The following is a 22,149-nucleotide window of genomic DNA, read 5'->3' on the forward strand; positions in this document are numbered from 1 at the left end:
TCAATGCCCGTCGACCGCGGCGCGCGCCGGCAGCCATGGGACTCCACGGCGAAGTTCTCGCCGCGCCGCGTCACCCCGCAACGGCTGGTTCGTCGGTCCTTCGGAGCAGAATGCGCACATGAGACGGACCAGCGATCCGGCCGAGGGGCCGGGGGAGAGCAGCGGCGCAGCCCCTCCCGATGGCGCCCCGGTCTTCGACGCCCTGTGCGCCCACTACGCCCAGGGGCTCGCGAGCGGCGGTGACGTGCGCTGGCTCGCCCACGCGTGGTCCACGCTCGCCGTCGTCGGTGAGGTGCCCGTCGAGATTCCGTCGAACGGGATCGAAGCGGCCGACGCCCGCATCCGCCTGGCGGCGCTCGCCCTGTTCGGCGCCACCCATGACGGCACGGACGAGGAGCCGGAGCCGCCTGCGGTCCTCGAGGGGCCCCATGTCCTCGCCCCGGTCGACATGGCCGCGTGGATGGCCGCGCATGACCTGATGACCGTCGCTCAGCTGCAGGCCGAGGCCGAGCGCGTCGACCCGGACGCCCGGACGACGGACGCCCCGGCAGCGGTTGGCGCGGCCCGGGAGCAGTCCGACACCAGCCTTGCCGGGGACGCCCCGGTCGCCGACCCTGTCCTGTGCACGGAGGACGTCGAGTTCGCGATCGACGCGGTCGCAGGCGAGGTCATCGGCGCCTACTCGCGGCTGCGTCCGCACGTCGTCGCGCTCTTCGCCGAGCTGTGGGCGCAGAGCTACCCCGCGTCGGACCCGGAGGATGTGGACGATTCCCGCAACGGCGGGACCTTCGTGTTCCCGCACTCGACCTATCCGCTGCCCGACAACGAGACGCTGATGATCCTGAACGACAACGGCAGCGAGACGGAGAAGCGCGCCGCCATGCTGCGGCTCTTCGCGCAGATGCAGTCACTGAAGAGCTGAGCCGTCCGAATCGGCCCGTCGGGGTGCGCGCATCCGGGCCCGGAGCCGATCGGGCTCGTTTCGGTCAGTCCGCGAGAAACCCTGTGATCAGTGCGTTCACCCGATCCGGGCACTGCCGGTTCGACCAGTGCCCGGCCCCGTCGATCAGCTCGAACCTCGCACCGGGGATGGCCTCCGCCGCGGCGCGCGAGCGCTCCGGCGCCACGGCCACGTCCTTGCTGCCCTGGATGACCAGCGTCGGGCACTGGATGCAATGCAGATCGGGGCGCAAGTCGACGTTCATGCGCCGGAATCCGATCGAGGCGTTCTGCCAGTCCGAGGAGGCCGAGCCGTGGGCGAGCACGTCGGCGTGGAACTCGTCGACGATGCCCTCGAGATCGTCGACGGGGCCCGCGAACAGGCTGGTACGGGCGAACCACGCGCACACCGCGCGGCTGCGGAAGACCAGTGACGGCAGCGTCCGGTTCAGCAGGCGGCATCGTGCCGTCACCCACAGCAACTGATGGACGATCGGCGGGAACGAAAGGATCCCGGCCGGCGCGAGCGCCACCAGTCGCGAGACGCGCTCGGGTCGCTCGATCGCGTACGCGAGGGCGAGCGCGCCACCCTGCGAGAGGCCGACGAGGTCGACGGCGTCCAGGTCGAAGCGGTCGAGGACGGCGTCGATGCAGCGCAGCATCCGCTGATGGTCCGCCGTCCCGTCCCAGGGGGTCGAGCCGCCCTGCTTCGGCCAGTCCAGGGCGAGCACGCGATGGGACTCGGCGAGCACGGGCACCAGTCGCCTCCAGCTCAGGGACGCGCTGTCGTTGCCCGCGCCGCTGAGGAGCAGCACGGGCGTGCCGTGCTCACCGCGCGTGATCACCTGCAGCGACCCCTCGGGCTGCGGCACGCGCACCACGTCGCCGAGGTCGGAGCCGAACGGTGGCGACGTCATGGCCGCTGCCTCCTCGGGCCGGCGGAGCGGTCGCGCACGACGGCCCGTCGGCCCCGGGACAGGCTCATCCCCACAGGCTCGCGTACGCGGCGCGGATATGGGACTCGATGCGCTCGGAGGCGAGCTGGGCGGACCCCTCCTCGATCGCCTCGAGGACGCCGTGGTGCTCCGCACGCAGCCGCGCGATCAGCGCATCGGAGTCCTCCAGGGAGCCGAAGGCCTGCAGGATCGGCAGCCGCATGGACTCGCGGATCGCGATCGTCATGTCGGTGACCAGGCGGTTGTGGCCCGCCTCGGCGAGGGCCACGTGGAAGGCGGTGTCGAGCTCGTTGAACGCGGCGCGATCGATGCCCGGCTCGTCCATGGCCCCGAGGATCTCGCGCAGATCGGTGAGGTCCTCCACGGAGGCGTTGCCCGCGGCCAGGCTCGCGCTCGAGCGCTCGAGCATGACGCGCGCGTCGATGACGTCGCCCATCGGGAAGCTCGACAGCGCGACGTGCAGGCGCAGCAGACGTGTGAGCGCATCGCTGGTCTCCGCGACGACCTGCGTGCCGGCGACCGGCCGTGAGCCCACGGCGGAGCGGACGGCGCCCTGCGCCTCGAGCGTGCGGATCGCCTCGCGCACCGCGGCGCGGCTGACCTGCAGTCTCTCGGCGAGGTCGCGTTCGGCCGGGAGGGTGTCGCCCACGTGCAGCGCACCGCTGGTGATCTGCTCCTCGATGCGCTCGACGACGAGCTCGTAGGCGCGGCTGCGGTTCACGGGCCGCCAGGCGTCGGCCCCTGCGGCACGCGGGAGCTCCGACCCATGGGCCGAGGACGTGGTGGTCACGACGGAGCTCCCTTCGCGTCATTGACAAGTGCTGCGCGCCACTCTAGCGTGCCGCTGTGTGGTCAGACCACTGAACGGTCCGGCCCACAGTCGCAATCAACGTCACCGTCGACGGAGAGCCCCTCACGCGCAGGCTTCGTGCGGGTCAGGTGTCGCGGATGGCGGCCGCCCCGACCCGAGACCCCTGAGCGAGGTTCCCATGTACCAGCCCGTCCTCGATGCACTGGGCGGTTCGCTCCTGCTCACAGCCCTGGTGGCGATGCTGCCCCTGGTCGTCCTGTTCGTGCTGATCGGCGTCGTGCGGCTGACGGCCTGGAAGGCGGGGCTGATCGCCCTGGTCCTCTCTCTGCTGGTCGCCGTGCTCGCCTACTCGATGCCCGTGGGCCAGGCCGTGCTCTCGGCCACCGAGGGCGCCGCGTTCGGGTTCTTCCCGATCCTGTGGGTCGTCATCAACGCGATCTGGGTCTACAACATGACCGTGGTGACCGGGCACTTCGACGTGCTGCGGCGCTCCTTCGCGAAGGTCAGCGACGACCAGCGGATCCAGGCGGTCATCATCGCCTTCTGCTTCGGCGCCCTGCTCGAGGCGCTCGCCGGCTTCGGCACCCCCGTGGCGATCACGAGCGTCATGCTCCTGGCCATCGGCATCAAGCCGCTGAAGGCCGCCGTGGTCGCGCTCGTCGCCAACACCGCGCCGGTCGCCTTCGGCGCGCTCGCCGTCCCGATCACCACGCTCGCCAAGGTCAGCGGCCAGGACGAGCACCTGCTCTCCTCGATGGTCGGCCGCCAGACGCCGCTGCTCGCGGTGATCGTGCCGATGATCCTGGTGTTCATCATCGATCGCCGCAAGGGTCTCGTGCAGACCCTTCCTGCCACCCTCACCTGCGGCATCGTCTTCTCGCTGGCCCAGTTCGTCACCTCGAACTTCATCTCCACCCAGCTCACCGACATCGTCGCCGCCCTCGTCGCGGCGCTCGCCGTGGTGCTCCTGCTGCGCGTCTGGCAGCCGCGCGAGGCCTTCGTCCCCGCGACCGACGCCGACGAGACCGCGGGCCTCTCGCAGGCCTCCGGCGCCGGTGTCCGCACCCCCGAGGAGATGGCCGAGGCCGACCGCGACGCGCACGACACCACGGCCGACGTGGTCCGCGCCTACGCCCCGTACGGCATCATCGTGGCGCTGTTCGTGATCACCCAACTGCCCGGCATCAAGGACCTCATCGCCCATGAGGCGCTGAACCCCTCGTTCCAGTGGCCCGGGCTGCACCTGCTGAACGCCGCGGGCGAGCCGTCGACCATCCCGACCTTCAAGCTCGACATCCCGGCCTCCGCCGGCACCTGGCTGGTGATCGCGGGCCTGATCTCGATCCCCGTCATCGGCATCTCCCCGGCCCGCGCCTGGAAGGCCTACACCGGCACCTACAGGCAGCTGGCCGCGGCGATCGTCACCGTGATGGCCGTGCTCTCGCTCGCCTACGTCATGAACGCCTCCGGGCAGACCTCGACGCTGGGCACCTGGCTCGCGGCCTCCGGCGGTCTGTTCGCCCTGGTCTCCCCGGTGCTCGGCTGGATCGGCGTGGCCGTCACCGGTTCGGACACCTCATCGAACTCCCTGTTCGGCGCCCTGCAGGCCTCCGCCGCGCAGCAGGCCGGCCTCGAGCCCCTGCTGACGGCCTCGGCGAACTCCTCGGGCGGCGTGCTCGGCAAGATGATCTCCCCGCAGAACCTCGCGATCGCCGCCGCGGCCGTGGGGCTCGCGGGCAAGGAGGGGGAGATCCTGCGGCGCGTGCTGCCCTGGTCGATCGTCTTCCTCGCGCTCATGTGCGTGATCGTGTTCCTGCAGTCCACGCCGGTGCTCGCCTGGATGATCCCCTAGGCGGACGCGGGAGCGCCCCGGCGCAGGAGCACGATCAGCGGCTGCCCATGGGCACAAGTCCCCATGGGCAGATCGACCTAGGATGCCCAGGATGATGGGCAGTGGACGGGGATCGACGGGCGGATGCAGCCCGGGGGAGGTGACGCGTGAGCGCGTACGAGCAGCGTCGGCCGGGTGAGGACGGGCGGGAGACCGCGACGTCGGCCCGGGAACAGCGGACGGGGCGGCCGCTGGCGATCATCACCGCGGGACTCAGCGCCGTGGCGGGCGTGTGGTCGCTCGTCATGATCGCGACGGTCGTCGCGCTCTGCCGGACCACCTACCTCCTGCCTCCGTCCCCGGGATCGGAGAAGTCCACGGTCCACCATGGGTGGAACACCGGCGCGCTCTGGACGATGGCGCTTCCGGCTGTCGCGCTGCTGCTCGCGCTGTTGGGCGCGGTCATCGGCATCCTCCTGCTGGTGCGCAGGAAAGGGGGGAAAGCCTGGGTCCTGCTCGTCCCCTGCGCGGCTCTGGTGCTCGCCACGCTGGGGCCGATCATCGCCCTGGCTCAGCCCGCGCCCGTGTACTGACCCGTGCCCTGACGTGCACGGAAGCCTTCATGCGTGCGCCGAACCCGGGGGAGCGGAGGCGTTCGACCGTCGTCCTCAGATGTCCCGGAATGTCTCGATCTGCGCACCGAGCGCGTTCAGGCGCTGGGCGAGGTCCTCGTACCCGCGGTTGATGACGTAGACGTTGCGCAGCACCGAGGTGCCCTTCGCCGCGAGCATCGCCAGCAGGATGACGACAGCCGGACGCAGCGCCGGCGGGCACACCAGCTCCGCGCCGCTCCAGTGGGTCGGGCCGTCGATGAGCACCCGGTGCGGGTCCATGAGCTGCACGCGCGCGCCGAGCTTGTTGAGATCGGTCAGGTAGATCGCGCGGTTCTCGTACACCCAGTCGTGCAGCTGGGTCCGGCCCTCGGCCGTCGCGGCGATGACCGCGAAGAACGGCAGGTTGTCGATGTTCAGGCCCGGGAAGGGCATCGGGTGGATCTTGTCGATGGGCGCCCGCAGGTCCGAGACGTGCGTGGTGATGTCCACGAGACGGGTCTTGCCGTTGGCCGCGAGGTACTCCTCGGTGCGGTCGTAGGTGAAGCCCATGTCCTCGAGCACGGCGAGCTCGATCTCCATGAACTCGATCGGCACGCGGCGCACGGTGATCGAGGACTTCGTGACGATCGCGGCGGCGATCAGGCTCATCGCCTCGATCGGGTCCTCACTGGGGGCGTAGTCGACGTCGGCCCGGATCTCCGACCTGCCGTGCACGCGCAGGGTGGTGGTGCCGATGCCCTCGATCCCCACGCCGAGCTTCTCGAGGAAGAAGCAGAGGTCCTGGACCATGTAGTTCGGGCTCGCGTTGCGGATGATCGTCTCGCCCTCGTAGCGGGCGGCGGCCATCAGCGCGTTCTCGGTGACGGTGTCCCCGCGCTCGGTGAGGACGATGGGCCGACGGGGCCCGGCGCCCGGGGTCGCGCTCGCCTGGTAGTGGCCCTCGGTCGCGACGACCTCGAGCCCGAAGGGCCGCAGCGCGGTCATGTGGGGCTCGACGGTGCGGGTGCCCAGGTCGCAGCCGCCCGCGTAGGGGAGCTGGAACTCCTGCTCGCGGTGCATGAGCGGGCCCAGGAACATGATGATGCTGCGGGTCCGACGGGCGGCGCCGGCGTCGATCGAGGCCAGGTCCAGCTGCTCGGGCACGATGATCTCGAGGTCGTTGTTCTCGTTCAGCCAGCGGGTGCGCACGCCGATCGAGGTGAGCACCTCGAGCAGACGGTTGACCTCCTCGATGCGCGCGACCCGGCGCAGCACAGTGGTGCCGCGGTTCAGCAGCGAGGCGCACAGCAGCGCGACCCCGGCGTTCTTCGACGTCTTCACGTCGATCGCGCCGCTCAGCGTGGTGCCGCCCTGCACGCGCAGGTGCGAGGGGGCCGACGATCCGATGCCGACGATCCCCGAGTCGAGGGCCTCGCCGATCTTCGCGAGGGTGTCGAGCGTCAGGTTCTGCTGGCCCTTCTCGATCCGGTTGATCGTGCTCTGCGAGGTGGAGAGCTTCTCGGCGAGCTGCGCCTGCGTGAGGCCCGAGTGCAGACGGGCGTCGCGGATGAGCCGGCCGATCTCGTTCCGGTAGTCCTGGTCGCCCGAACGGGCGCCGGCGGCGGCGGACGCCGCGGCGAGCTGGGCGGACGGGGCGGACGGGGCGGAAGGTGCGGAGGGCGTGGAAGACACGGAGGAGCCGTCAGCGGGACGGGTCTGCGAGGTGAACTCGTCGGTCGTCGTCATGCTCGGGAGCGTATCTCATCTATGAGATACCGGCAGGTAGTGTGATCGGGAAGACGTCTGCGGCGTGGGGGCTCGCCCTCCGCGCGATGTTCCGCGTCGAGGAGTCGGCCTTTCGCGAGGTAAGAGGCCGGCCGCGCTCGGCGCCGAGGCCGTGTGCCGCTGCAGCCGCGTGGGGAGGGGGAGAGGAGGAGGCGATCTGTGACCTCGGCGAGGGGCGTGCGGAGGCTACGACCAGGGGTGTGCCGAGGCTATGAGTTGCGGTGGGAAATGAACGCTGAGCCCCGAGCGGGCGTTCCGTACATATTCCACCGCAACTCGTAGCGCTGAGACAGTGGCCCCGCGCCGCCACACGTCCGCCGGGACCGCGTCTCGCGCGGCCACGTCTGCGGGGACCGCGCCCCCGCGCTGCCACGTCCGCTGGGCGACGGGTGCCCGGCGTCAGCTCTTCGGAGGCGGGGGAGGAGACGGCGCGCCCACCGGCGGCGCGACCCGCGGATAGCGCGCGGCGGTGCCGCCCGCGACCGAGCCGGACCCGTCGACCCCGTCGGACGCTCCCGTCGCACTCTCGCCGGCCGCACCTGCCTCGACCAGGCTCGCGCGCGCCGGCGCCGGGTCCCAGCCGCGATCCACGACGCGCTTCTGCACCGTGATCGCCGCGCCGAGGATGACCAGGCCGATCACAGCGAGGATCACCGAGCCCAGCAGCACACCGGGGCGCGCGCCGTAGCCGATGAGGATGCCGAACCAGCCGAAGTCGGTGTCCCCGAAGGTCGTGTTGGCCGAGCCGAAGGTGCCCAGCACCTTCAGCAGCAGCGCGGGCAGGAAGGTGACCAGCAGGCCGTTGACGAACGCGCCCGCGACGGCGCCGCGGCGTCCGCCGGTCGCATTGCCGTAGACGCCCGCGGCGCCGCCGGTGAAGAAGTGCGGGACGAGCCCGGGCAGGATCAGCGCCAGCCCGAACAGCGGGCCGAACACGGTGCCGAGCAGCAGCAGGCCCACGAGCCCGCCCACGAAGCTCGAGAGGAAGCCGATGAGCACGGCGTTCTGGGCGTAGGGGAAGACGATCGGGGCATCCAGCGCGGGCACCGCACCGGGCACCACGCGCGCGGCGATGCCCTGGAAGGCGGGCACGAGCTCACCGAGGATCGTGCGCACGCCGAACAGGATCACCGCGACGGCGATGCCGAACTGCAGCCCCTGCGTCACGGACTGCATGAGGTAGTTGCCCACGTTCGTCGCCCCGCCCTCGAAGGCGGTGAACGCCGTCTTCTCGCCGGCGCGGACCAGGTAGACGACGGCGACGATCACGTACATGAGCACCATCGACAGTGCGGTCGCGACCATCGAGTCGCGCAGGAAGCGCAGCGAATCGGGCACCTTGAGGTCCTCGGTCGAGCGGCTCCTCCCCTTCGGATCGACGAGTCGGCCGACGCTGCCCGCGGCGATGTACCCGGCGGTGCCGAAATGGCCGATCGCGATCGATTCGTCGCCCGTGATGCGCCGCGTCCACGGCTGCGCGAGCGCTGGCAGCGACACCATGAGCACGCCGAGCAGCGCCGCACCGAGGATCACCACGACCGGCGAGGGCATACCCGCCGAGGCCATGACGATCGTGATCAGGGTGGCCATGAACAGCAGGTGGTGGCCGGTGAGGAAGACGTAGCGCAGCGGCGTGAAGCGCGCGAGCAGGATCGCGACCACGAACCCGAGGATCATCAGCCAGGACACCTGGGCGCCGAACTGCTCCTGGGCGATGCCGGCGATGGCCTCGTTCGTGGGCACCACGCCCTGCGCCCCGAGCGCGCCCTGGATCATCTCGCCGAGCGGCGTGAGCGAGGCGGTCACGAGCGTCGCCCCGGCCCCGATGAGCAGGAACCCGAGCACCGCCTTGATCGCACCGCCGGCGATCTGGCCGACGCTCTTGCGCAGGGCGACCAGGCCGATCGCGGTGATGATGCCGATGAGGAACGCGGGGACGCTCAGGATCTCGTTGACGAGGAACTGGGCGATCGCGACGAGGACGTGCATGACGGGCTCCGTGCGGGTGAGGAGGGGACGGGAAGGGCAGGTGGGGAGGGGACGGGCGGGTCAGACGGCGTAGAGGCGGCGCAGGGCGGCGTCGATCTCCGCCAGGGAGGTGAAGTTCTCGATCACCTCGACGGGCACGCCCACGTCCCCGAGGGTCTGGGCGATCGCGCCGGAGGTCAGCAGGAAGTCGGCCTCCTTCGCGCGGCCCTTCGCGGAGATCGTGTCGGTCGCCTCGACCGTGAGGTACGGCGACCAGCCCCAGCGGTCCAGCACCTGCTCGGCCGTGTTCTTGAGGAACAGGCTCGTGCCCAGACCGTTCCCGCACACGGTGAGGATGAGGTTCTTCGAGGGGACGGCGTCGGCGAGCGCGGCCGGGTCGGCCGGAACGGCCGACGGGGTCGACTCGGCGGCGTCACCTGCTTTCGAGGGGCCGGTCCCCGAGGGGGCGACGGCGCCGCCACCGGCACCCGCGGCTGCGGCGTCGCCGTCGAGCGCCGCCAGGACCTCGTCGGCCGAGGACGCCGTGTCCAGGGCGGCGCGGCGCCCCGGATCGGCCAGCGCCCCGGCGAGCGCGGCAAGGGCCTGCTGGTGGGCGGAGTCGTCGGCCGCGGCGAGGGCCATGACGATCGTGACCGGGTCGTTCGACTCGTGCCCGAAGGCGACCGGCTCCGCGAGGCGCACGAAGGACATCCCGGTGCGCGCCACCGAGTCGTCGGGCCGCGCGTGCGCGAGGGCGAAGCCCGGGGTGATGACGATGTACGGACCGTGCTCCTCGACTGTGCGGACCATCGACTCCGTGTACGCGCCGCCGGCGACGCCTTCGCGCACGAGCAGGTCACCGGCCTCCCGGATCGCAGAGCGCCAGTCCGGGGCGACCACGTCCAGCGCGATCCCGGAAGCGGGCAGCAGGTCGGTGATCGCCGAGGGTGAGGGCGCGGGCATGGTGGCCTCCGGGGGTGCGGGGTGCGGACGATCGCAGGTCGCGTGTGCGCGCTCTCGCGCGAGCGAGTTCCTCACTGCGAGGGTACGCGGCTGCGCATCGGCCCAGTGAGGTGCACACCGGAGCGGAGCGGTGCAGCCGGCCCGGGGTGGGGTGTGAGCGGGCTACGAGTTGCGGTGGATTGTGGTCGTTTCGGCGACGCGACCACAATCCACCGCAACTCGTAGCTCCCTGCACACGTCCCCTGTGGGGTACCCCGGTCAGGCGCGGAACCGTGCTCGGCTCGTCGACCGGTGAGCAGGAGATGCCCAGGCCGTGACGCTTCGGGGAACACTGCCGGGCCTGCGCTCGCGCCACCTGGCAGGACACTTCTCGTGCACGGAGAGTGGAGGGAGCCCTGCCCCTCCACTTCTCAGGAGCATCCCCATGTCCCGACCCGTCCATCGCCGCGCCCTCCTCGCCGGCCTGGGAACCTCCGCCGTCGGCGGCATCGGCGCCGCAGCCGCCGTCCCAGCGTCCACGGCTTCCGCTGCTGCCCCGGCGTCCGCCTCCCAGCCCTCCCCGGCCGGTCCCGCCCCCGCAGCCGGAGCAGGCGGCTGACGCCTCGTCGGCCCCGCCAAGGGCAAGCGCCTCCACATCATGACCTTCAACATCCGCATGGAGAACACTGCCAACACCCACCCGGGCGAGGCCGACCACTGGCCCGAGCGCGAGCCGATCCTCGTGGACCTCCTCGAGCGCGAGAAGCCCACGATCCTCGGCATCCAGGAGGGCAAGTACTCCCAGCTGCCCGCGATCGAGAGGGCTCTTCCCTCCCACCGCATGATCGGTTTCGGGCGACAGGGCGGCAGCAGCGACGAGTACTCGGCGATCTTCTACGACCCGGCGCGCCTGCAGGTCCTCTCCTGGGACCAGTTCTGGCTCTCCGACGCCCCGACGGTGATCGGCTCGGCCACCTGGGGCAACCGCGTCACCCGCATCGTGGTCTGGGCGCACATGCGCGATCTGCGCACCGGACGCGAGTTCGCCATGATCAACACCCACTTCGACCACGAGTCGGAGCCCGCCCGCGTGAAGAGCGCGCAGGCGATCTCCGAGCTCGTCCAGGGGGAGGACATCGACGGCCTCCCCACGATCATCACCGGCGACTTCAACTCGCCGGCAGGAACCTCGGGTGCCTACGAGACCCTCGTGACTGACGGACCGCTCCTCGATGCCTGGGCGACCGCCCGCGAGCACCGCAGCCGCGAGTGGGGCACCTTCCCCGGGTACGAGGAGCCCGTCGAGGGCGGCGACCGCATCGACTGGATCCTCACCACCGAGGACGTGCGCGTCCACGAGGCTGGCATCAACATGTACCGGGAGAAGAAGCGCTACCCCTCCGACCACGCACCCGTGGAGGCGCTGGTCTCGCTGACCTGACACGTGCCCCGCAGGACCGAGCCGAGGGGGTCGCGATGCCAGGGAGCCGACCGCGTCGCGAACTGTCGGCGCGACGACTCGGAGCTCGATGCGCACGGAGCGGGGACCGAAGATCGTGGGGTCCTCGTAGGGGCCGACGCTCGACCGCCGGCCCTCCGCGCCGTGACCCTCGTCATGTTCGGGCGGTGCGCCGGGTCTCGCCCTCCACGTCAGCGCCGCGCGAGCGCCGAGCCTCGTCCCGGCGTCGTCGCATCGGCCCCGCGGAGCCTGCACAATTGAGCGCGGTTCTGACCGTTCCGCCGCGCAATCGCCCAGAGTCGGGCAGTGCGGTGGTCTTCTCCCACGTAAGGCAACGATGAAGTTCTTCCAACGACTCGGCAGGTCCCTGATGCTGCCGGTGGCGGTCCTCCCGGTCGCCGCGATCCTCAGCGGCCTCGGCTACTGGATCCTCACGGCGACGGGCAACGACACCAACATCGCGGGCGTCTTCCTGAAGACCGCCGGCAGCGCGCTCCTGGACCACCTCCCGATCCTCTTCGCCATCGGCGTGTCGATCGGCATGGCCACCAAGCCCGACGGGACCTCGGCGCTCGCCGGCCTGGTCTCCTGGCTGACGGTGACCACGCTGCTGGACCCCGAGAACGTCGCCCTGTTCAAGGACATCGACGTCGCCCAGGTGAACCCCGCCTTCGACCAGATCGAGAACGTGTTCGTCGGGATCATCTGCGGCCTCATCGGCGCCTGGGCATACGACCACTTCAAGGACACGAAGCTGCCCGACGCGCTCTCGTTCTTCTCCGGCAAGCGCTCGGTCGCGATCGTCACCGCCGGCATCTCGCTCGTGCTCGCCCTCGTGCTGTTCTTCCTCTGGCCGCTGGTCTTCAGCGGCCTCGTCGCATTCGGCGAGTTCTGCCTGACGCTCGGCCCCTTCGGCGTCGGCCTCTACGGGTTCCTCAACCGCCTGCTCATCCCCTTCGGGCTGCACCACGCCCTGAACTCGGTCTTCTGGTTCGACGTCGCCGGGATCAACGACCTCAACAACTTCATCGGCGGCACCGGCACCTACGGCGAGACCGGCCAGTACATGGCCGGGTTCTTCCCGATCATGATGTTCGGCCTGCCCGGCGCGGCCCTCGCGATGTACACGACGGCCAAGACCAGCCGCCGCAAGCTCGCCGCGGGCGTGCTGCTCTCGAGCGCGATCGCCTCCTTCTTCGTCGGCGTCACCGAGCCGCTCGAGTTCTCCTTCATGTTCCTGGCGCCGGGCCTGTACGTGGTGCACGCCCTGTTCACCGGCATCTCGATGGCGATCACGGCCGCGCTGCCGGTCCGCATGGGCTTCGGCTTCTCCGGCGGATTCATCGACCTCGCGCTGGGCTGGGTCAACCCGATGGCCCAGAACCCGTGGGCGCTGCCCGTGATGGGCGTGTTCTGGTTCGTCGTCTACTTCCTGTCCTTCCGCTTCATCATCCGCCGCTTCGACCTGAAGACCATCGGTCGCGAGGACGGCGACCCGGAGGACGAGTCCGAGGATGCGGCCGGCGCGGCCACCGGTGACGCGAAGTACCTCGCCATCGCCACGGCGTTCCTCGCGGCCCTCGGCGGGCGCGAGAACATCCTGGATCTCGAGAACTGCGCCACCCGCCTGCGCATGCAGGTGGCCGACGCCTCCGTCGTCGACGAGGCCGCGCTGAAGAGGGCGGGCGCCGCAGGCACGATGAAGCCCGGCCGCGGCTCCGTGCAGGTCATCTACGGGACGAACGTCCAGTTCGTGAAGGACGCGATGGACGACGTGATGAGCGGTCGCGTGCAGACGCTCGACACCGCGGAGGCCGAGGCGATCGCCGCCGGCTCCACGAGCAGCGGCGGAGACGCCCAGGGCGGGGTCGCGACCGTCGCCCGCACCAGCCACCTGGTGCGCCTGCGGCAGGCGCTCGAGGGCACCGCAGTGCCGCTCGTGGACGTCCCGGATCCGACCTTCGCGCAGGAGATCATGGGCCCGGGCATCGCCGTGCAGCCGCCCGAGGACCTCGTCGACGCCGTGGTCATCGCCCCGGCCGCGGGCACCGTGCAGCACGTCTTCGACACCGGGCACGCCGTCGCCCTCACCCTGGACGACGGCACCGAGGTGCTCATCCACGTGGGCCTGGACACCGTCGCGATGCAGGGCCGTGGCTTCGAGACCCTCGTGGCGACCGGTGACCGCGTGGTCGCGGGCATGCCGCTGCTGCGCGTCGACCTGGCGGCGGTGCGCGCGGACGGGCATCCCACGATCACCCCGATCATCGTCCTCAACGACAAGGACGCCGTGGTCGAGGTCGTCTGAGGTCGACCGGGCGAGGCCGGTCCCACGGAGGCCGGCCTCGCCCGCTCACCCGTCGCCCCCCCGCTCCCGTCGGCCCCGCCGGCACCCGTCGGCCCCCGCGCCCCTCGGCCCCCGGGTCCGACCACGGGCAGAGGCCCGCACCGCGCGATCCCCCTGGCAGGGGATGACCGGACGCCCACGGGATGGGACTCTTGGGGCATGTCCCTCCTCCTCTCCCCGGTGCCGATCCTGCTCGTCGTCCTCCTGATCCTGTCCCTGCGCAGGGACGCGCGCTGGACGGGCAACGCCTTCCTGCTGTCCCTGACGGCGCTCACGGTCCTCTTCGCGCTGGCCGCGGGATCCGACAGCGCTGCGGGTGCCCTCGTGGGCGGGGTGCTGGTGCTGATCGCGGTCCTCTCGCCGCTGCTCACGCTCGTGCTCATCGGCTTCCTCATCGCCAACGGCGTGTTCATGATGCGCAAGGAGGGGCGGAGTCTGGGGAACCTGCTGTCCCTGCTGGCGGGCCTCGGACTGCTCGCCGTCATCGTCGGCGCCGCGATCTCGCTCCGCTTCGCCGCGGAGCACCCGTGGCTCTTCGTCGTCCTCACGTTCGTGGCCCTGCTGGGCACATGGGCGGGGTACGTGCTGACCTCGTATCTCGTCTACGACGTCGTCTACGCGTGGATCGCCTCCCGCACCTCGGCCCGCTACGTGATGGTGCACGGCTCGGGCCTCATCCGCGGGAGGGTCCCCAAGCTGCTCGCGAACCGCGTCGACGCCGGCATCGCGCACTGGAGGCGCGTGCGCGAGACCCACCCCGATGCGCTGCTCGTCCTCTCCGGGGGCCAGGGACCGGACGAGCCCCGCTCGGAGGCCTCGGCGATGGCCGAGTACGCGCGCGAGCAGGGCGTCCCGCAGGAGGCGATCGTGCTCGAGGACCGCTCGCGCACCACCGAGGAGAACCTGCGCAACACCCGTGGGCTGGTGGGGACCGTGCTCCCGGCCGAAGGGCCCGGCCTCACCGTCACCAGCAGCTATCACGTGCTACGCACGGCCGCCCTCGCCCGCCGCGTGGGCCTGGACGCGCAGGTCGCGCCCGCGCGCACCGCCGGCTACTTCTGGCCGAGCGCCTTCCTGCGGGAGGTCGTCGCGCTCGTGGCCCGGCACAAGATCCTGCACGTCCTGGTCGCCGCGATCGTGAGCGTGCCGCTCCCGCTGCTCATCGCCTTCGCCGTCATCAACGCCTGAGGCGAGCGGCAGGGTCGACGACAGGGCTCGGTCCGACGGCGGGGCCCGGTCAGCCGACGGGACGCGGACCGGCGGAGTGGCTCGGTCCGACGGTCTCTCAGCGGAGCCCGGAGAGCCTGCGCATCAGGGTCCCGCGCAGCTGTGAGAACGGCGGACGCATGAGCGCGAGCGTGTCCGGGACCAGGGGCTTCTTCAGCACCGGCTTCTCGTGGCTGAACCTCTCGTACGAGAAGCGCCCGTGGTAGGCGCCGATGCCGCTCCCGCCCACCCCGCCGAAGGGCAGCGTCGGCGTGGCGACATGGATCAGGCACGCGCCCTCGACCACGCCGCCGGACGACGTCCGCTCCACGAAGGCATCGGCGACCTGCCGCGATGCGGTGAAGAGATAGAGGGCGAGCGGCTTCTCGCCGGCGCCGACGAAGGCGATCGCCTCCTCGGGCCCGCCGACGGGCACGATCGGCAGGATCGGCCCGAAGATCTCCTCGCGCATCACCGTGGGGGTGTTCTCCTCGGTGCGGGCGGCGCTGGGGGAGTCGGGCCTGTCCATCACCAGCACGGTCGGCGCGACGTACAGGTCCTCGCGGTCCACGGTCCCGCCGAGCGCGACGCGGCCCGCGCCCTTCCCGTCAGCCGCCTCGATGTATCCGGCGAGCCGGTCGAGGTGCCGCGGGGCGACGATGCGCCCGTAGTCGGGACTGCGCGAGGGGTTCTGTCCCCACAGCGCGGCGATCGCACGCCGCAGGGCCGCGACCAGGGGCTCGACGAGCTCCGGGGTGGTGAGCACGTGGTCGGGGGCGACGCAGGTCTGACCGGCGTTGACGAACTTCGCCCAGGCCAGCTGCCGCGCGACCTGCTCGAGGTGCGCGGCGTCGTCGACCCACACGGGGCACTTGCCGCCCAGCTCGAGCGTCACCGGGGTCAGATGCTTCGCGGCGGCCGCCATGACGATCCGGCCCACACTGCCGTTCCCGGTGTACACGACGTGGTCGAAGCGCTCCTCGAGCAGCGCCGTGGTCTCCTCGACGCCGCCCTCGACCACGGGGAACGCCTGGGCGTCGAGGTAGCGGGGCAGCAGCCGCGCGAGCACTCCCGAGACCGTGGGCGTGACCTCGCTGGGCTTGAGCACGGCCGTGTTGCCGGCGGCGATCACCCCCACGAGCGGAGCCAGCAGCAGCTGCACCGGATAGTTCCACGGCGAGATCACCAGGACCGTGCCCAGCGGCTCCGGCACCAGACGGGCGCGGGCGGGCTGGAGGGGCAGCGGCACACCGGCCCGGCGCGGCAGGGACCAGCGCTCGAGCTGCCGCAGCGCCTCGTCGATCTCGCTCGTCACCGGGAAGATCTCGGTGAGGCGGAACTCCGTGGCGCTCTTGCCGAGGTCGGCGGCGACCGCCTCCTCGAGCTCGGCGTGGTGCGCTCGCAGCAGGGCCCGCAGGCCCTGCAGCTGCGCGCGGCGGAACACCAGCGAACGGCTCGCACCACGGGTGAAGGCGGCGCGGGCACCGTCGACGCGCGCACGGATCGTGGCGGGAGCGGTGGAGGGGACGGCGTCGGCCTCGCGCCGCGCACGGCGCGAGAGGGCGGGCGGGGACGTGGTGGTCGATGGCATCGGTGCCTCCTGGCGCTCGGTCCGCGCACGCGGACTGCGGCCCACTGTGCCACGGGCGCCCGGGCGCCGACCGAGTGGCTGGGTGGTCGCCCGGGCGGGCCGGGACGTGAGGACAGGGTCAGTCCGCGGGGCGCACGTCGAGCGTCCAGGTGACACCGAAGCGGTCCGTGAGCATGCCGAAGCCTGCGCTCCACGGCGAGGCCGCGAGCGGCTCGATCACCGAGGCCCCGTCGGCGAGGGCGTCCCAGATCGGGCGCAGCTCCTCGAGGCTGCCGGCGCCCGCTGCGAGGAAGAAGGGCTGATCGGTGAGGGTGGTGCCGTTCTCGCGGCGGGTGCGGAAGGGGAACGGCTCGTCGCGGCCCGGCACGTCGTACGCCATCAGCCGCACACCGTCCTCGGAGGTCAGGCTGCCGAACACCACCTTGTCGGCGTCGGGGGAAACGGCGGGCATGCCGAGGGCGCCGTAGGTGGTCGTGGAGACCTCGCCGCCGAAGACGTCTCGGTAGAAGGTCAGCGCCTCGCGCGCGGTGCCGGGCAGGTTCAGGTGCGCGGTGGTGGAGATGCTCATGGTGGTCCTCTCGGAGGTCCGCGGCGGGCGCCGCGGAGGCAGGTGTTGGCGGCGGGGGTGCCGTCGAGGACGACGATTCCGCACGAAGAGGACAGGACGGGTCCTCATCATGGGGGAGGATCGGGGCATGCCCACCACCTCCTCGCGGATGCTCTCGCTGCTCTCCCTGCTGCAGGTCCCGCGCGCATGGACCGGCCCGGCGCTCGCCGACCGCCTGGGCGTCACCCCGCGCACCGTGCGGCGCGACGTGGACCGGCTCCGCGACCTGGGCTATGCGATCCGGTCGACGAAGGGTCCCGTGGGCGGCTATCGGCTCGAGGCGGGGGAGCGGATGCCGCCCCTGCTCCTCGACGACGAGCAGGCGCTCGCCGTCACGGTGGCCCTGCGCACGACCCCCTCGAGCGGGGTCGCGATCGAGGACGCGTCCTCGCGCGTGCTCGCCGCGATCTTGCAGGTCATGCCCTCGGACCTGCGGCAGCGCGCGTCCTCGCTCGCTCTAGAGGTCGTGCCGGCGCCGGTCAGCGCGGACCCTGCGGCGCTCGAGGCCGTGAGCGCCGCGGTGCGCCGCCGCGAGGTCCTCCGCTTCGACTACCCGGGTTCGACGTGGCCCCGTCGCACCGAGCCCCATGGCCTCGTGGCCCGCCAGGGCCTGTGGTACCTGATCGCCTGGGACCTCGAGCGCGAGGACTGGCGCACGTTCCGCCTGGACAGGATGGTGCCGCGCACGCCGACCGGACCGCGCTTCACCCCGCGGGAGCTGCCCGCGGGGGATGCGGCCACCTTCCTGTCCGCCCACCTCAAGGGGTCCCGCGAGGCCGACCGCTGGCCCTGCGAGGGCACCGTCGAGATCGACCTCCCGCTGCGCGAGCTCGCACCGTGGCTGCCCGACGCCCGCATCGAGGAGGTCGCGGAGGGCCGATGCCGGGCCGTGCTCGGATCCTGGTCCTGGGAGGGGCTCATCGCCCAGGTGATCCGCCTCGGTGCCCCGTTCCGCCTGCTCGGGCCGGGCGAGCTCGTCGCCGCGGCCCGCACTGCACAGGCCTCCCTCTCCCGCGCGGCCGACGGCATGGGAGGCTCTGCGCATGGCACCCGCTGAACTCCCGCCCCCGCTCGTCGTCGCCGACGCCGCGGCCTGGCGAGCATGGCTCGACGCCCACGAGGACACCTCCGAGGGCGTCTGGCTCCTGCTCGCGAAGAAGGGCGGCAGCGGGCCGACGACCCTCACCTACCAGCAGGCTCTCGAGGAGGCCCTGTGCAGCGGGTGGATCGACGGGCAGCGTCGCGCGCACGACGAGCACTCCTTCCGCCAGCGCTACACCCCGCGCCGCCCGCGCTCGATCTGGTCGCAGCGCAACGTCGACATCATCGGCCGGCTCGAGGCCGCGTCGCGGATGCGCGAGCGCGGGCGGGCGGAGGTCGAGCGGGCGAAGGCCGACGGGCGCTGGGACAGCGCCTACGCCGGGGCCGCCAGCGCGCAGGTGCCGCCCGCGCTCGCCGAGGCGCTCGCCGCCTCACCCCGGGCCCGCGCAGCGTTCGACCTGCTCACGGGCAGTGCCCGCTATTCCGCCCTGCACCCGATCCTGAGCGCGACCCGCGAGGCGACTCGCCGCACCCGCATCGCCGCGCTCGTCGAGAGACTCGAGAAGGACTGACGGCGCGGGCGGCGGATCGACGGCGCGTCGGGCCGACGGGCTCAGTCGGTGATGCCGACGGCCTCGAGAACCCTGACGAGCGTGTCCTGGTCGCCCACGTTCCCGGGGACCACGATGTACAGCAGCTCGCGGCCGTCCCGCGCGCTCAGGCACCAGGCCGAGACCCCGGGCAGGATCTGGCCGAGCACGTGCGCGGTGCGCGCACCGAGTCCCCTGCGCGCGACCTCCGCCGAGGTGATCCCGCCCTTCGAGATCACCGTGCCCACGCGCGGCAGCAGATCCGCGACAGCCGTGGTCAGCGCCGCCATCACCCGTTCGCCGTGATCGAGCGTGCCGTGGCTCGCGGAGCGCTGCCGCTCGGTCGACAGCAGCAGGAGGGACGCGGCGTCGTCGGCCGGGACGGTCCCGGTGGCAGGGGCGGCAGTGGCAGCACTGGTGGCGGTGCCGACCGAGGCGACCGCGTCCGCCGCCGCGTGCCCCGCCGTGGAGGGATCCACGAGGGCCGCCTCGGTGCCGACGAGCGCCGGCTCGCCGAATCGCCGCGTGACCTGCGCGAGCTGCGTGGTCGCGCCCGCCGTGTGCGATCCGCAGACGAGCAGGGTCTCGCCCGTCGGCCGCTCCAGGGGCAGCGGCAGCCGACCCTCGCTCGCGACCCCCGCGAGGTGGGCCGCGAGAGGGGAGGCCGAGCGCACCACGATCCGCGTGCCGTGCTCCGCCGCCGCGTCGACCGCGCCGGCGATCCGCTTGATGTCCTCGTCGGTCACCGCATCGGGCAGGACCACGTCGCCCTCCGCGGCCGCGGTCAGTGCGTGTTCGAGAGCTCCCGCGCGCACGTCGGCGAGGGGCACGGGGACGCCGCGACGGCCCGAGGCACGGCCCACGTAGTCGGGCAGGTAACCGGTGGTGAAGCCGAACACCGGATCCTCGGCGAACTCCGTCTCGTGGGCCGGCAGGTCCTGGCCGTCGATGCGCACCAGGTGCATGCCGTCGCGGGTGGTGCGCCCGCCGTCGGGGAAGGCCGGGACGAACAGCATGACGGCGTCCTCGAGGAACACCTCGGTCTCGGCGAACACGTGCCCGCGCAGCGTCGAATCTCCGCGCAGCACGAACCGCACCTGCTCACCGGACCGCTCGGCCACGGCGATCCCCGCCGCCCGCACACGCCGGGCCAGGGCGACGGCCTCGTCCGGGGGCAGGGCGCGGCTGTTCGTCTGCACGTACACCGAGTCCGCTCCGGTCAGGGCCTCCTCGAGATCCCGCTCGAGCGTCTCCTCGGAGAGGTCCAGCAGCACGGTCACGCCGGTCGCGGACTGCGTGCCCGTGGGGTCGTCGTCCAGGACGATGGTCTTCATGGGGTCCTCTCGGGGTGGGTAGGGGGTGGGGTCGACGGCGGGACGTCGGGGGACTGGCATGAGCCTGTCACGGGGCGGGACCGCATCGGCAGCGCCGCCCGCGCGGCGGACGTGCCCGCCTCGTCGGCCGGACCGGATGTAGCGTCCCCCTCGATCTCGCGCGAAGCCGCGAGCCGCGCCCCGAGGAGGAATCATCAGCGAGCTCCTGTCCCACCTGCCCCAGCTCGGCGCCGCCGGGTGGCTGCTCGTCGTCGCCGGGGCGCTCGTGGTCGGCTTCTCGAAGTCCGCCCTGCCGGGTGCCGGGACGATCGCCGTGGGCCTGTTCGCCCTGGCCCTGCCGCCCAAGGAGTCGACCGCCGCGCTTCTGATCCTGCTGATCCTGGGCGATGCGACCGCGCTGTGGATGTACCGCCGCGAGCCCGACTGGCGCACGCTGATCCGTCTGATCCCGAGCGTGCTCGTCGGTCTCGTGGTGGGCGCGCTGTTCCTCAAGTACGCCGACGCCTCGGCCGTGCGCGGTGGCATCGGCGTGATCCTCCTTCTCCTGGTCGCGCTCACCCTGTGGCGCCGACGCCGCGCGACCCTGCGGGCTCGCCGCGACGAGAGCCGAGGCGACGGCACGGCAGCGGGAGAGGACGAGCCGACCGTCGGTCGGATCGGGCGCATCGGCTACGGATCGCTCGGTGGCTTCACCACGATGGTCGCGAACGCCGGCGGACCGCCCATGTCCATGTACTTCTACGCGATGCGCATGCCCGTGCTGACGTTCCTGGGGACCTCCGCCTGGTTCTTCGCGATCGTGAATCTGCTGAAGCTGCCTTTCTCCGCGAGCTTGGGCCTGTTCAGCCTGCAGTACGCGCTCATGGACGTGCTGCTCGCGCCGCTGGTCATCCTCAGCGCACTGATCGGTCGACGCATCGCCCAGCGCGTCCCGCAGAGCGTCTTCGAGAAGGCGATCCTCGTGCTCACCGTGGTCTCCGCTGCCGCGCTGATCGTGGGGGCGTGAGCGGACTCAGGGGTCGGCAGCGGGATCCAGGCGGGATAGAGGCGGGCCGCCGGAGCCCTTGTCCTCGACTCCCCGTGGGCGCCACCTTGCAGGGCGGTCGCGGCGGCGTGCCGAGTCCTGGTCGTTGCTCAGCGGGCTCCCTGCCCGCAGCGCCTATCGTGAGGCCGTCGGCCCCGCAGATGAGGAGATCCCATGAGCACCCCGAGCCTCGCTGGCACGTATCCCATCGGAGGGCGCGACGTGCCCCGTATCGGCTACGGCCTGGGCAGTCTGCACCGCTCGGCCGAGCAGCCCGGCGGGCACGATGCCGCCGTCTCCCTCCTGCGCGACGTCTATGACCTGGGCATCCGCATGCTCGACACCGCCCACTTCTACGGGGACGGGCTCGCGAACTCGCTGATCCGCGAGGCGCTGGGCACGCACCGCGACGACCTCTTCCTCGCCACCAAGGCCGGGGCGCGCTCGACGCCAGAGGGGCCGTTCCCGATGACCGCGGCACAGAAGCCCTCCGAGCTGCGCGACAGCGTCGAGATCAACCTGCAGACCCTCGGCACCGACCGGTTGGACCTCCTGTATCTGCGCCGCATGGACTTCCTCCCCGGACTCGTCGTCGAGGGGGATCAGCAGGTGCCGCTCGAAGATCAGCTCGGCCAACTGCTCGCGCTGCAGGACGAGGGCAAGATCCTGGGGATCGGTCTCAGCCATGTGCGCCTCGAGCAGGTGCGGCAGGCGTTTGACCTGGGTGTCGAGGTGCAGGCCGTACAGAACATCTTCAACGCCGTCGACCGCCACGACCAGGCGCTCGCCGATCTGACGGAGGAGAAGGGCGCCGCGTGGATCCCGTACTTCCCGCTCGGCGGCGGCTTCCACCAGGGTCCGAAGGTCACCGACGACGAGACCGTGCAGCGCATCGCCGCCGCGCACGGGGTCACACCTTCGCAGGTGGGCCAGGCATGGCTTCTGCACAGCGCCCCGAACACCGTGCTGATCTCCGGCACCTCCCAGCGAGCGCACCTCGAGGAGAACGTCGCCGCCGGCAATGTGCAGCTGAGCGACGCGGAGTGGGCGCAGCTCGACGCGCTGGGCTGATGCGTCTCTGACAGTGTGACACGGGGGCTATGCGGGCCCTGGTGAAGCGGGGAT

19 protein-coding genes are annotated in these 22,149 nt (G+C 71.8%); 11 read left to right on the top strand and 8 right to left on the bottom strand.

Going from position 1 to position 22,149, the window contains the following annotated elements; translation table 11 throughout:
• Positions 1 to 118 precede the first annotated feature (118 nt).
• Complete coding sequence (locus tag Bra3105_RS11910; protein WP_228356926.1) at positions 119 to 922, top strand: hypothetical protein; 804 nt, start codon at positions 119 to 121, stop codon at positions 920 to 922.
• Between the two features lie 64 nt (positions 923 to 986).
• On the opposite strand, the gene Bra3105_RS11915 is transcribed toward Bra3105_RS11910, so the two are convergent.
• Together Bra3105_RS11915 and Bra3105_RS11920 are read right to left on the bottom strand one after the other, a co-directional pair.
• Positions 987 to 1,856, bottom strand: coding sequence for an alpha/beta fold hydrolase (locus tag Bra3105_RS11915; protein ID WP_228356927.1), 870 nt, complete (start codon positions 1,854 to 1,856; stop codon positions 987 to 989).
• A 64-nt stretch (positions 1,857 to 1,920) separates the two neighbouring features.
• Complete coding sequence (locus Bra3105_RS11920; RefSeq protein ID WP_228356929.1) at positions 1,921 to 2,685, bottom strand: FadR/GntR family transcriptional regulator; 765 nt, start codon at positions 2,683 to 2,685, stop codon at positions 1,921 to 1,923.
• A 199-nt stretch (positions 2,686 to 2,884) separates the two neighbouring features.
• Here Bra3105_RS11920 and Bra3105_RS11925 point away from each other — a divergent pair, with 199 nt between their 5' ends.
• Positions 2,885 to 4,558, top strand: coding sequence for an L-lactate permease (locus Bra3105_RS11925; protein ID WP_228356935.1), 1,674 nt, complete (start codon positions 2,885 to 2,887; stop codon positions 4,556 to 4,558).
• A 146-nt stretch (positions 4,559 to 4,704) separates the two neighbouring features.
• Positions 4,705 to 5,130, top strand: coding sequence for a hypothetical protein (locus tag Bra3105_RS11930; RefSeq protein ID WP_228356937.1), 426 nt, complete (start codon positions 4,705 to 4,707; stop codon positions 5,128 to 5,130).
• A 75-nt stretch (positions 5,131 to 5,205) separates the two neighbouring features.
• On the opposite strand, the gene Bra3105_RS11935 is transcribed toward Bra3105_RS11930, so the two are convergent.
• From Bra3105_RS11935 to Bra3105_RS11945, 3 genes are all read right to left on the bottom strand, one after another.
• Entirely contained in the window at positions 5,206 to 6,876 is a 1,671-nt protein-coding gene (locus Bra3105_RS11935) for a helix-turn-helix domain-containing protein (protein WP_228356938.1), read from the bottom strand.
• A 438-nt stretch (positions 6,877 to 7,314) separates the two neighbouring features.
• Positions 7,315 to 8,904, bottom strand: coding sequence for a PTS ascorbate transporter subunit IIC (locus tag Bra3105_RS11940; RefSeq protein ID WP_228356940.1), 1,590 nt, complete (start codon positions 8,902 to 8,904; stop codon positions 7,315 to 7,317).
• Between the two features lie 60 nt (positions 8,905 to 8,964).
• The gene (locus tag Bra3105_RS11945) at positions 8,965 to 9,846 is read right to left on the bottom strand and encodes a PTS sugar transporter subunit IIA (RefSeq protein ID WP_228356941.1); all 882 of its coding nucleotides are present in this window, start codon (positions 9,844 to 9,846) and stop codon (positions 8,965 to 8,967) included.
• A gap of 424 nt (positions 9,847 to 10,270) precedes the next feature.
• On the opposite strand from Bra3105_RS11945, the gene Bra3105_RS11950 reads away from it, so the two are divergent.
• The 4 genes from Bra3105_RS11950 (at position 10,271) to Bra3105_RS11965 (ending at position 14,819) form a co-directional block, all read left to right on the top strand.
• Entirely contained in the window at positions 10,271 to 10,444 is a 174-nt protein-coding gene (locus Bra3105_RS11950; protein ID WP_228356942.1) for a hypothetical protein, read from the top strand.
• Positions 10,445 to 10,483: 39 nt separating this feature from the next.
• Positions 10,484 to 11,266, top strand: a complete 783-nt coding sequence (locus Bra3105_RS11955; RefSeq protein ID WP_228356943.1) for an endonuclease/exonuclease/phosphatase family protein — start codon at positions 10,484 to 10,486, stop codon at positions 11,264 to 11,266.
• Between the two features lie 355 nt (positions 11,267 to 11,621).
• Positions 11,622 to 13,592, top strand: coding sequence for an N-acetylglucosamine-specific PTS transporter subunit IIBC (gene nagE, locus Bra3105_RS11960; protein ID WP_228356944.1), 1,971 nt, complete (start codon positions 11,622 to 11,624; stop codon positions 13,590 to 13,592).
• A gap of 198 nt (positions 13,593 to 13,790) precedes the next feature.
• Complete coding sequence (locus Bra3105_RS11965) at positions 13,791 to 14,819, top strand: YdcF family protein (protein ID WP_228356945.1); 1,029 nt, start codon at positions 13,791 to 13,793, stop codon at positions 14,817 to 14,819.
• A 97-nt stretch (positions 14,820 to 14,916) separates the two neighbouring features.
• Here Bra3105_RS11965 and Bra3105_RS11970 read toward each other — a convergent pair whose 3' ends face one another.
• The gene (locus tag Bra3105_RS11970; protein WP_228356946.1) at positions 14,917 to 16,428 is read right to left on the bottom strand and encodes an aldehyde dehydrogenase family protein; all 1,512 of its coding nucleotides are present in this window, start codon (positions 16,426 to 16,428) and stop codon (positions 14,917 to 14,919) included.
• Between the two features lie 118 nt (positions 16,429 to 16,546).
• The gene (locus Bra3105_RS11975) at positions 16,547 to 16,996 is read right to left on the bottom strand and encodes a VOC family protein (protein WP_228356947.1); all 450 of its coding nucleotides are present in this window, start codon (positions 16,994 to 16,996) and stop codon (positions 16,547 to 16,549) included.
• Between the two features lie 127 nt (positions 16,997 to 17,123).
• On the opposite strand from Bra3105_RS11975, the gene Bra3105_RS11980 reads away from it, so the two are divergent.
• Both Bra3105_RS11980 and Bra3105_RS11985 read left to right on the top strand, forming a co-directional pair.
• A complete protein-coding gene (locus tag Bra3105_RS11980; RefSeq protein ID WP_228356948.1) occupies positions 17,124 to 18,092 on the top strand; it encodes a helix-turn-helix transcriptional regulator in 969 nt (322 codons plus the stop codon).
• Positions 18,079 to 18,648: a YdeI/OmpD-associated family protein gene (locus Bra3105_RS11985; RefSeq protein WP_228356949.1), complete on the top strand. Its 570-nt coding sequence runs from the start codon at positions 18,079 to 18,081 to the stop codon at positions 18,646 to 18,648. Before Bra3105_RS11980 ends, Bra3105_RS11985 begins: the two co-directional genes overlap by 14 nt.
• 41 nt (positions 18,649 to 18,689) lie before the next feature.
• On the opposite strand, the gene Bra3105_RS11990 is transcribed toward Bra3105_RS11985, so the two are convergent.
• On the bottom strand, positions 18,690 to 20,000 hold the full coding sequence (locus Bra3105_RS11990) for a four-carbon acid sugar kinase family protein (RefSeq protein WP_228356950.1): 1,311 nt from the start codon (positions 19,998 to 20,000) through the stop codon (positions 18,690 to 18,692).
• 205 nt (positions 20,001 to 20,205) lie between these two features.
• Between Bra3105_RS11990 and Bra3105_RS11995 the strand changes: the two genes are divergently transcribed.
• Together Bra3105_RS11995 and Bra3105_RS12000 are read left to right on the top strand one after the other, a co-directional pair.
• Positions 20,206 to 21,006 carry a sulfite exporter TauE/SafE family protein gene (locus Bra3105_RS11995; RefSeq protein WP_228359656.1) on the top strand — a complete coding sequence of 267 codons (801 nt, stop codon included), beginning with the start codon at positions 20,206 to 20,208 and terminating at the stop codon, positions 21,004 to 21,006.
• Positions 21,007 to 21,198: 192 nt separating this feature from the next.
• Positions 21,199 to 22,095, top strand: coding sequence for an aldo/keto reductase (locus Bra3105_RS12000; RefSeq protein WP_228356951.1), 897 nt, complete (start codon positions 21,199 to 21,201; stop codon positions 22,093 to 22,095).
• The last annotated feature ends 54 nt before the right edge of the window (positions 22,096 to 22,149 follow it).

This window comes from Brachybacterium halotolerans subsp. kimchii (assembly GCF_020792675.1).
Classification (GTDB): Bacteria; Actinomycetota; Actinomycetes; order Actinomycetales; family Dermabacteraceae; genus Brachybacterium; species Brachybacterium halotolerans.

Bases quoted from the DNA above. Each gene is read 5' to 3' on its own strand.
- Bra3105_RS11910 (WP_228356926.1), top strand. From the start codon at position 119: ATGAGACGGACCAGCGATCCGGCCGAGGGGCCGGGGGAGAGCAGCGGC.
- Bra3105_RS11915 (WP_228356927.1), bottom strand. From the start codon at position 1,856: ATGACGTCGCCACCGTTCGGCTCCGACCTCGGCGACGTGGTGCGCGTG.
- Bra3105_RS11925 (WP_228356935.1), top strand. From the start codon at position 2,885: ATGTACCAGCCCGTCCTCGATGCACTGGGCGGTTCGCTCCTGCTCACA.
- Bra3105_RS11935 (WP_228356938.1), bottom strand. From the start codon at position 6,876: ATGACGACGACCGACGAGTTCACCTCGCAGACCCGTCCCGCTGACGGC.
- Bra3105_RS11940 (WP_228356940.1), bottom strand. From the start codon at position 8,904: ATGCACGTCCTCGTCGCGATCGCCCAGTTCCTCGTCAACGAGATCCTG.
- Bra3105_RS11945 (WP_228356941.1), bottom strand. From the start codon at position 9,846: ATGCCCGCGCCCTCACCCTCGGCGATCACCGACCTGCTGCCCGCTTCC.
- Bra3105_RS11950 (WP_228356942.1), top strand. From the start codon at position 10,271: ATGTCCCGACCCGTCCATCGCCGCGCCCTCCTCGCCGGCCTGGGAACC.
- Bra3105_RS11955 (WP_228356943.1), top strand. From the start codon at position 10,484: ATGACCTTCAACATCCGCATGGAGAACACTGCCAACACCCACCCGGGC.
- nagE (WP_228356944.1), top strand. From the start codon at position 11,622: ATGAAGTTCTTCCAACGACTCGGCAGGTCCCTGATGCTGCCGGTGGCG.
- Bra3105_RS11965 (WP_228356945.1), top strand. From the start codon at position 13,791: ATGTCCCTCCTCCTCTCCCCGGTGCCGATCCTGCTCGTCGTCCTCCTG.
- Bra3105_RS11970 (WP_228356946.1), bottom strand. From the start codon at position 16,428: ATGCCATCGACCACCACGTCCCCGCCCGCCCTCTCGCGCCGTGCGCGG.
- Bra3105_RS11975 (WP_228356947.1), bottom strand. From the start codon at position 16,996: ATGAGCATCTCCACCACCGCGCACCTGAACCTGCCCGGCACCGCGCGC.
- Bra3105_RS11980 (WP_228356948.1), top strand. From the start codon at position 17,124: ATGCCCACCACCTCCTCGCGGATGCTCTCGCTGCTCTCCCTGCTGCAG.
- Bra3105_RS11985 (WP_228356949.1), top strand. From the start codon at position 18,079: ATGGCACCCGCTGAACTCCCGCCCCCGCTCGTCGTCGCCGACGCCGCG.
- Bra3105_RS11990 (WP_228356950.1), bottom strand. From the start codon at position 20,000: ATGAAGACCATCGTCCTGGACGACGACCCCACGGGCACGCAGTCCGCG.
- Bra3105_RS12000 (WP_228356951.1), top strand. From the start codon at position 21,199: ATGAGCACCCCGAGCCTCGCTGGCACGTATCCCATCGGAGGGCGCGAC.